Below are 6,992 nucleotides of genomic sequence, written 5' to 3' on the forward strand. Positions count from 1 at the left end.
GCAACGAAGAATCAGGCCGCTTCTAGCGTTTGCATCGGAAACAGGCGCGTGGCCACGCGGTCGCGCATGTCTTCGTCGTGAAAGATGCCCAATACCGCCGAGCCCGCCGCGCGCGCTTCGGCCAGCAGCTGCGCGACGATGTTGCGGTTTTGCGCATCCAGCGAGGCGGTGGGCTCGTCCAGCAGCAGCACGGGACGGCGCGCGATCAATCCGCGCGCGATATTCACGCGTTGCTGTTCGCCGCCTGAAAAGGTGCCCGGCGGCAACGGCCACAATCGCTCGGGCACGTTCAGGCGGCGCAGCAGGTCGCCGGCACGCTGGCGTGCCTGCTGCTCGTCCATGCCGGCCTGCAGCAGCGGCTCGGCCACGATGTCCAGCGCCGGCACGCGCGGAATCACGCGCAGGAACTGGCTGACGTAGCCCAGGGTGTGGCGGCGCACGTCCAGCACTTCGTGCGGCGTGGCCTTGGCCAGATCCAGCCAGCGCTCGCCGTGGCGCACGTGCACCGCGCCCAGGGTAGGGCGGTAGTTGGCGTAGATCACGCGCAGCAAGGTGCTTTTGCCGGCGCCCGAGGGGCCGGACAGCGCCACGCACTCGCCCGCATGCAGGCGCAGGTCCAGCCCGCGCAGCACGTTCAGGCGCGCATCGTGTAGGTGGTGCAGTTGGAACGACTTGCTAAGGTCGCGCAGTTCGAGCATCAAGGCGGCGGTCATGTCGTCAGCACCGAGGAAACGAGCAATTGCGTGTACGGATGTTGCGGGTCGTCCAGTATTTGATCCGTGAGCCCGGTTTCGACCACCCGCCCGCCCTGCATCACCATGGTGCGGGCGGCCAGCAGGCGCGCCACCGCCAGATCGTGCGTCACCATCACGGCGGCCAGGCCCAGTTCGTTCACCAGCCGACGCAGAAGGTCCAGGATGCGTGCCTGCACCGAGACGTCCAGGCCCGCGGTGGGCTCGTCCATGAACACCAGCCGTGGTTGCGTCACCAGCGTGCGTGCGATCTGCAAGCGTTGCTGCATGCCGCCGGAGAAGCTGGTGGGCGCGTCGTCGATGCGCGTGGGATCGATCTCCACCCGCTCCAGCCAGCCGCGCGCGATGTCGCGCAGCTGGCGGTAGTTGCGCTGTCCCAGGGCCATCAGGCGTTCGGCAACGTTGGCGCCGGCGCTCACATTCAGGCGCAGGCCGTCGCGCGGATTCTGCGTGACGAAACCCCACTCCTCGCGCGCCAGGCGGCGGCGGTCGGCTTCGCTCAAGCCGCCCACGTCGAGCCAGCCGCCATGGCGCTGGCGGTATTGCACCGAGCCGGACGAGGGCGCCAGCTGGGCGGCCACCGTGTTGAGCAGGGTCGATTTGCCCGAGCCCGATTCGCCCACGATGCACAGCAGCTCGCCCGGATGCAGATCGAAGCTCACGTCTTCGCAGCCGATGCGCGAACCGTACAAGCGGCTCACGCCGCGTACCTGCAGCAGCGCGCTCATGCCTGCGCCTCCATGCGGCGGCCGCTGCAGAAATCGGTGTCCGAGCACACGAACATGCGCGTGCCGCGATCGTCCACCACCACTTCATCCAGATAGCTGTCGCCCGAACCGCACAGTTCGCACTGCTGTTCCCAGCGCTGGATCTCGAACGGATGATCGTCGAACGCCAGGCTTTCCACCCGCGTATAGGGCGGGATCGCGTACAGGCGCTTCTCGCGTCCGGCGCCGAACAGCATCAGTGCGGGCGAACGGTCGAGCTTGGGGTTGTCGAATTTCGGAATCGGCGAGGGCGAGGTCAGAAAGCGCCCGTCCACCAGTACGGGATAGTCGTAGCTGGTGGCGATATGTCCGTATTGGGCAATGTCCTCGTACAACTTCACGTGCATCAGTCCGTAGTCGGCCAGCGCATGCAGGGTGCGCGTTTCGGCTTCGCGAGGTTCCAGCGTGCGCAGCGGCTCGGGTTCGGGTACCTGGAACACAAGGATCTGATCTTCGCGCAGCGATGTTTCAGGAATGCGGTGGCGGGTCTGGATCAGCGTGGCATCGGCGGTGTGCTCGGTGGTGGCCACACCCGCGACGCGGCTGAAAAAGCGGCGGATGTTCACCGCATTAGTGGTGTCGTCGGCGCCCTGGTCGATCACCTTCAACACGTCGTCAGGTCCAAGCAAGGCAGCGGTGACCTGGATACCGCCGGTGCCCCAGCCATACGGCAGCGGCATTTCGCGGCTGCCGAACGGTACCTGGTAGCCGGGAATCGCCACGGCCTTGAGCAGCGCGCGGCGCAGCATGCGCTTGGTGTCTTCATCGAGAAAGGCGAAGTTGTAGGCCATGCTTACTGCACCTGCGTCGACTCCCTCTCCTGTTTCGCAGGGGAGGGTTGGGGAGGGGTTGAACACGCCTGCGATGGGGCGGCGGCGGAGCCATGGCACCTCCTCCCGACCTCGTCCTGCCGCGCAGGGGGAGGCGTGGCCGCATGCTGCGCGGCGAGCGTGCGCAGCAGCGACAGCTCGGCCTGAAAATCCACGTAATGCGGCAGCTTCAGATGCTGCACGAAGCCCGATGCCTCCACGTTGTCCGAATGCGACAGCACAAACTCCTGGTTCTGCGCGGGCGCAACGTTCGGTTCGGCCAGCTCCTCGCAACGCAGCGCGCGATCGACCAGCGCCACGGCCATCGCCTTGCGCTCGCCTTCGCCCATGGCCAAGCCATAGCCGCGCGTAAATTGCGGCGGTACACCGTTGCCGCCGCGGAACTGGTTGATCATCTGGCATTCGGTGAGCACGATCGAACCGATTTCGATGGCGAAACCCAGTTCTTCCGGACAGATGCATACATCCACTTCGCCCATGCGGATTTCGCCGGCAAACGGATGGCTTTCCGCATAACCGCGCTGGGTGGAATAGGCCATGCCCAGCAGGAAACCTTCGTCGCCGCGCGACAGGTTCTGCAAGCGCGTGGCACGGTCGGCGGGAAATGTCAGCGGCTCGCGCGTAAGGTCGACCGGTTCGGGATCGTTGCCGGCGTCGATGCGTTCGATCAACGCCTGGGCATCGAGCAGATCCAGCACGCGCGGCATGTCCGCAGGCAGCGGCGCGTCGGCGGGCGTCACGCTGGCGGCGGGCGCGGCATCAAATTCCAGCAGGCGTTGCGTGTAATCGTAGGTGGGGCCCAGCACCTGGCCGCCGGGAACGTCCTTGAAGGTGCCCGACACGCGGCGGCGCACGCGCATCGCGCTGGTTTGCAGCGGCAACGTGTAGCCGAAACGCGGCAGGGTGGTGCGATAGGCGCGCAGCAGGAAGATCGCCTCCAGCATGTCGCCGGCCGCCTGCCGGATCGCCAGCGCGGCGAGGTCTTCGTCGTACAGCGAACCCTCCTGCATCACGCGCGCCACGCCCAGGCGCAGCTGCTGGCGGATCTGCGCCAGTTCCAGTTCCGGCACGGCGGTGTCGCCGCGGCGCGCCTGGGCCAGCAATTCCAGCGATCGCGCGATCGCCTGCTCGCCACCTTTTACGGCTACGTACATTCAGCCCTCCAGCAGGCGCGTGGTGCGGGGCAGGGCAAGCACCTGGTGCCCGGCGACAAAAAACAGGTCGATGCCAAGCGGAAGCTGCGCGGCGAGTGCGGCGCGCTGCGTCCAGAAATCGGCGGGCAAGCCGTCGATGGCGACGGTGGCGGTGTCGCCGATGCCGGGGCCGGCGAACGTGATCGGTCTCTTGCGTGCGGCGGAAGGTTGAGGCGGGGCCGCACCGTCCTGCATCGGGCCAGGCGCAGGCCGCTCGCGCCCAGCCTCCCCCTGCGCGCAGGGAAAGGCGTCAATGGCGGTCGCCTGGATGATCAGGCTCGCCGAACGGTCCGGATAACGCGGATCGCCCAACGCAAACGTGTGCAGCGGCGGCATCGACAGCGGATTGGAAATCACGGCGAAATCGGCCTGCTCTGGCGGGTCCACCAGCTTCAGCCCGGCATGGAAGCGAATGTGGCCCACGGCCTCCTCGTGCGGCTCCTGCAGCCACACGCCGGTCGTGGCATCGCACAGCGTCAGCACGATCGCCATCGCCGCCGGCGCGATCGACGCCACCGAGGGTGGCAGCACCGGCAGCGTGCGCGGCACGGCAGGGCGCGCCATCGCCTGCAGCAACTGGCGGAACGTGCGCTGGCTGTCGAAGACCGGATCGGCAAAGGCGCCCAGCATCATTCACCCCGTACCACAGTGAAAAACTCCACCTTGCTGGCCGCGGCCTCGCGGCTGGCCTGGTCGCGGCGGCGATCCAGCGAGCGGCGCAGCGGTTCGATCACCCGCAAACACAGCCCCTCGTGCTGCCCGGCATCCTGCAGCAGCGCATCGGCCAGCGCGGCAAGTTCCGCGTGACGCGTGTTGCCGCCACGCACCCAGGCGTGGCCGATGTGCCCGCCGGCCTGCACGCTGCAGCGGGTCACCGTGATCTCGCCGAAATTGAACTGCGGACCGGTGCCACCGACCCGCCCGCGCAGCATGTACAGGCCGGTCTGCGCCGGACGCAGCCAGGACATGTCCGGCGGCGGCGCGAAAGCGTCCATCGCCAGCGCCAGCTCGGCCGGGTCGGCCTGCGCCAGCAGCGACATCCACTGCGAGCGCGCCAGGTAGGGGGAGGTGTCCATAGGGTGTTCCTAGGTTTGTCACAAATGTCTAGTTATCTAGACAAGTTGGGGCGCCAAGATGGCGCCACTTGCGAACCATTGCAGCAGGCCCGCGTGCCGCTGCCATGACGGCGAATAGACAGGTTGAGGACGTGGTATGAGCGAAATCGAACGCGGACGGGGCGTGGCGCTGTGGAGCCAGATCAGCGGCATCCTGGCGCAGGACATACTCAAGGGCCGGCTGCGCCAGGGCGAGCAGCTGCCATCGGCGCAGGAGCTGGCCGCGCGCTTCAACGTCAACCGCCACACCGTGCGCCGCGCCATCGCCGCGCTGGAAGAACGCAACCTGGTGCGCACCGAACAAGGCCGCGGCACCTTCGTGCAAGAGCAGACGATGGATTACGTCATCAGCCGCCGCACGCGCTTCACGCAGAACATGCGCAACCTCAATGTGGAAGCGGACATGGAATTCCTGGAAGAAGCGCGCGAGGCGGCGCCGCCGCAGGTGGCGCAGGCGCTGGGCCTGGACCGCCACGAACCGGTCTACCGCATCGAAACGCTCGATCGCGCCGACGGCCACATCGTGGACTACAGCACGGCCTATTTTCCCGCCACCCGTTTCAACGGACTGCCCGCGGTCTACCGCCGGCTGCGCTCGGTCACGCGCACGCTGGCCGAATTCGGCGTCGCCGACTACGAGCGCAAGCACACGCGCGTTTCCGCGCGGTTGCCCGATGCCAACACCGCGCGCCTGATGAAGCAGCCGGCCAACCGTCCGCTGCTTTACGTACAGTCGATCAACGCCGACACGCGTGGCGTGCCGGTGCAATACGGCATCACGCGCTTCTCCGGCGATTGGGTGCAACTTGTGCTGATGGCGGATCATTGATGCGTTATGCCGTTTATTTCTGCCCTGCTGCGGGCAGCGGGCTGGACGCTTTCGGGCGAACATGGCTGTCCATCGAAAGCGTGCCCGGCATCGCCGCGGAGCGCTTTGGTGCGTTGACGGCCAACGTGCGCCGCTACGGCTGGCATGCCACGCTGTGCGCACCGTTCGCGCTGGCCGGTTCGGCGACCTATGAAGATCTGCGCCGCATCGCCGTCGATATCGCGCGCCAGGCAGGCGCGATCGAGCTGCCCTTGCAACTGGATCGACTTGGCGCATTCCTGGCGTTGCGGCCATCGGTCGATGAGCGCGGCGTCAAGCAGCTGGCCGAACACTGCGTACTGCATTTGAATGCCCTGCGCGCGCCGGGCACCGAAGAAGCCTGGCAGCGGCGCGCGCCGCAGCTGGACGAAACTGAAATGGCGTTGTTTCGCGACTACGGCTATCCGTACGTGCTCGATCGCTATCGCTTCCATATGACGCTGTGCGCACCGGTCAGCGACGTGGAGGAAAAGGCCGTGCGCGATTGGCTCGCACCGGGTCTGGCGACGCTGGCACCCGCGCACATAGATGCACTCACGATCTGCCGCGAAGCCGCAGCCGGTGAGTTGTTCGAAGAGATCGAACGCATACCGCTCGGCGCAAGGAACGGCTCATGAGCGAAGGCAGCCTGTACTACGTGATGGGCCCGTCCGGCGTGGGCAAGGACAGCGTGCTGGCATGGGTGCGCGAGCACGGCGTGGCGCACGGCGTGCTGTGCGCGCATCGCTACATCACGCGTGCCGCGCATGCAGGCGGCGAAAACCATGTAGCCCTGAGCGAAGAAGAATTCCGTTCGCGCGAACAGCGCGGCCTGTTCGCGCTGACCTGGCAAGCGCATGGCCTCCATTACGCCATCGGCAGCGAAGTGGCGCATTGGCTGGCGCGAGGTGCCGACGTGCTGGTGAACGGTTCGCGCGGGGCCTTTGCGCTGGCCTGCGAGCGGTTTCCCAATCTGCGTCCGGTATGGATCACCGCCAGTGCGCAGGCGATTGCCGAGCGTCTTGCCGCGCGCGGGCGCGAATCGCAGCAAGAGATCGCCGCGCGCATCGCGCGTTTGAGTGCCTATCCCGTTCCCAGCGGCAGCGTGGTGATCCATAACGACGGCTGCCTTGCCGAGGCGGGTGCGCAGCTGTTGCAGACGATCAGAGCCGGCCGCACTTATTTTACGAACACCTGATCCCCCTCCCCTGCATGCAGCAGGGGAGCGCTGGGGTGGGGTGAAGCCCGTCATGCGAAGCAAGAGCGCCACCCCCTCCCAACCTCCCCCTGCAAGCAGGGGGAGGAGCAAAAAATGGCGCCGCAATTGACTCCCTCCCCTGCGTGCAGCAGGGGAGGGCTGGGGTGGGGTGAAGCCCGTCATGCGAAGCAAGAGCGCCACCCCCTCCCAACCTCCCCCTGCAAGCAGGGGGAGGAGCAAAAAAATGGCGCCGCAATTGACTCCCTCCCCTGCGTGCAGCAGGGGAGGGC

At 66.8% G+C, this 6,992-nt stretch carries 9 protein-coding genes; 3 read left to right on the forward strand and 6 right to left on the reverse strand.

The features are described 5' to 3' along the window. Positions 1-11: 11 nt before the first annotated feature. Genes phnL through phnG form a run of 6 tightly spaced genes read right to left on the reverse strand, consistent with a single transcriptional unit; the run spans position 12 to position 4,618 of the window. Positions 12-713 carry a phosphonate C-P lyase system protein PhnL gene (gene phnL, locus VME63_RS13180; protein WP_325433818.1) on the reverse strand — a complete coding sequence of 234 codons (702 nt, stop codon included), beginning with the start codon at positions 711-713 and terminating at the stop codon, positions 12-14. Then, positions 710-1,480 carry a phosphonate C-P lyase system protein PhnK gene (gene phnK / locus VME63_RS13185; RefSeq protein WP_325433819.1) on the reverse strand — a complete coding sequence of 257 codons (771 nt, stop codon included), beginning with the start codon at positions 1,478-1,480 and terminating at the stop codon, positions 710-712. Before phnK ends, phnL begins: the two co-directional genes overlap by 4 nt. Continuing rightward, positions 1,477-2,310 carry an alpha-D-ribose 1-methylphosphonate 5-phosphate C-P-lyase PhnJ gene (locus VME63_RS13190; protein WP_325433820.1) on the reverse strand — a complete coding sequence of 278 codons (834 nt, stop codon included), beginning with the start codon at positions 2,308-2,310 and terminating at the stop codon, positions 1,477-1,479. Before VME63_RS13190 ends, phnK begins: the two co-directional genes overlap by 4 nt. 2 nt (positions 2,311-2,312) lie before the next feature. Further along, positions 2,313-3,503, reverse strand: coding sequence for a carbon-phosphorus lyase complex subunit PhnI (locus VME63_RS13195; RefSeq protein ID WP_325433821.1), 1,191 nt, complete (start codon positions 3,501-3,503; stop codon positions 2,313-2,315). Further along, a complete protein-coding gene (gene phnH, locus VME63_RS13200) occupies positions 3,504-4,175 on the reverse strand; it encodes a phosphonate C-P lyase system protein PhnH (RefSeq protein WP_325433822.1) in 672 nt (223 codons plus the stop codon). It lies immediately after the preceding gene. Beyond that, positions 4,172-4,618, reverse strand: coding sequence for a phosphonate C-P lyase system protein PhnG (gene phnG / locus VME63_RS13205; protein WP_325433823.1), 447 nt, complete (start codon positions 4,616-4,618; stop codon positions 4,172-4,174). Before phnG ends, phnH begins: the two co-directional genes overlap by 4 nt. Positions 4,619-4,754: 136 nt before the next feature. On the opposite strand from phnG, the gene phnF reads away from it, so the two are divergent. The 3 genes from phnF to phnN are packed head-to-tail and all read left to right on the forward strand — an operon-like array spanning position 4,755 to position 6,702. After that, positions 4,755-5,486 carry a phosphonate metabolism transcriptional regulator PhnF gene (phnF, locus tag VME63_RS13210; RefSeq protein ID WP_325433824.1) on the forward strand — a complete coding sequence of 244 codons (732 nt, stop codon included), beginning with the start codon at positions 4,755-4,757 and terminating at the stop codon, positions 5,484-5,486. Beyond that, the gene (locus tag VME63_RS13215) at positions 5,486-6,142 is read left to right on the forward strand and encodes a DUF1045 domain-containing protein (RefSeq protein ID WP_325433825.1); all 657 of its coding nucleotides are present in this window, start codon (positions 5,486-5,488) and stop codon (positions 6,140-6,142) included. Before phnF ends, VME63_RS13215 begins: the two co-directional genes overlap by 1 nt. Continuing rightward, on the forward strand, positions 6,139-6,702 hold the full coding sequence (gene phnN, locus VME63_RS13220; RefSeq protein WP_325433826.1) for a phosphonate metabolism protein/1,5-bisphosphokinase (PRPP-forming) PhnN: 564 nt from the start codon (positions 6,139-6,141) through the stop codon (positions 6,700-6,702). Before VME63_RS13215 ends, phnN begins: the two co-directional genes overlap by 4 nt. Positions 6,703-6,992 lie beyond the last annotated feature (290 nt).

The sequence above is a fragment of the Dyella sp. genome, from assembly GCF_035503745.1.
Taxonomy (GTDB): Bacteria; Pseudomonadota; Gammaproteobacteria; order Xanthomonadales; family Rhodanobacteraceae; genus Dyella_B.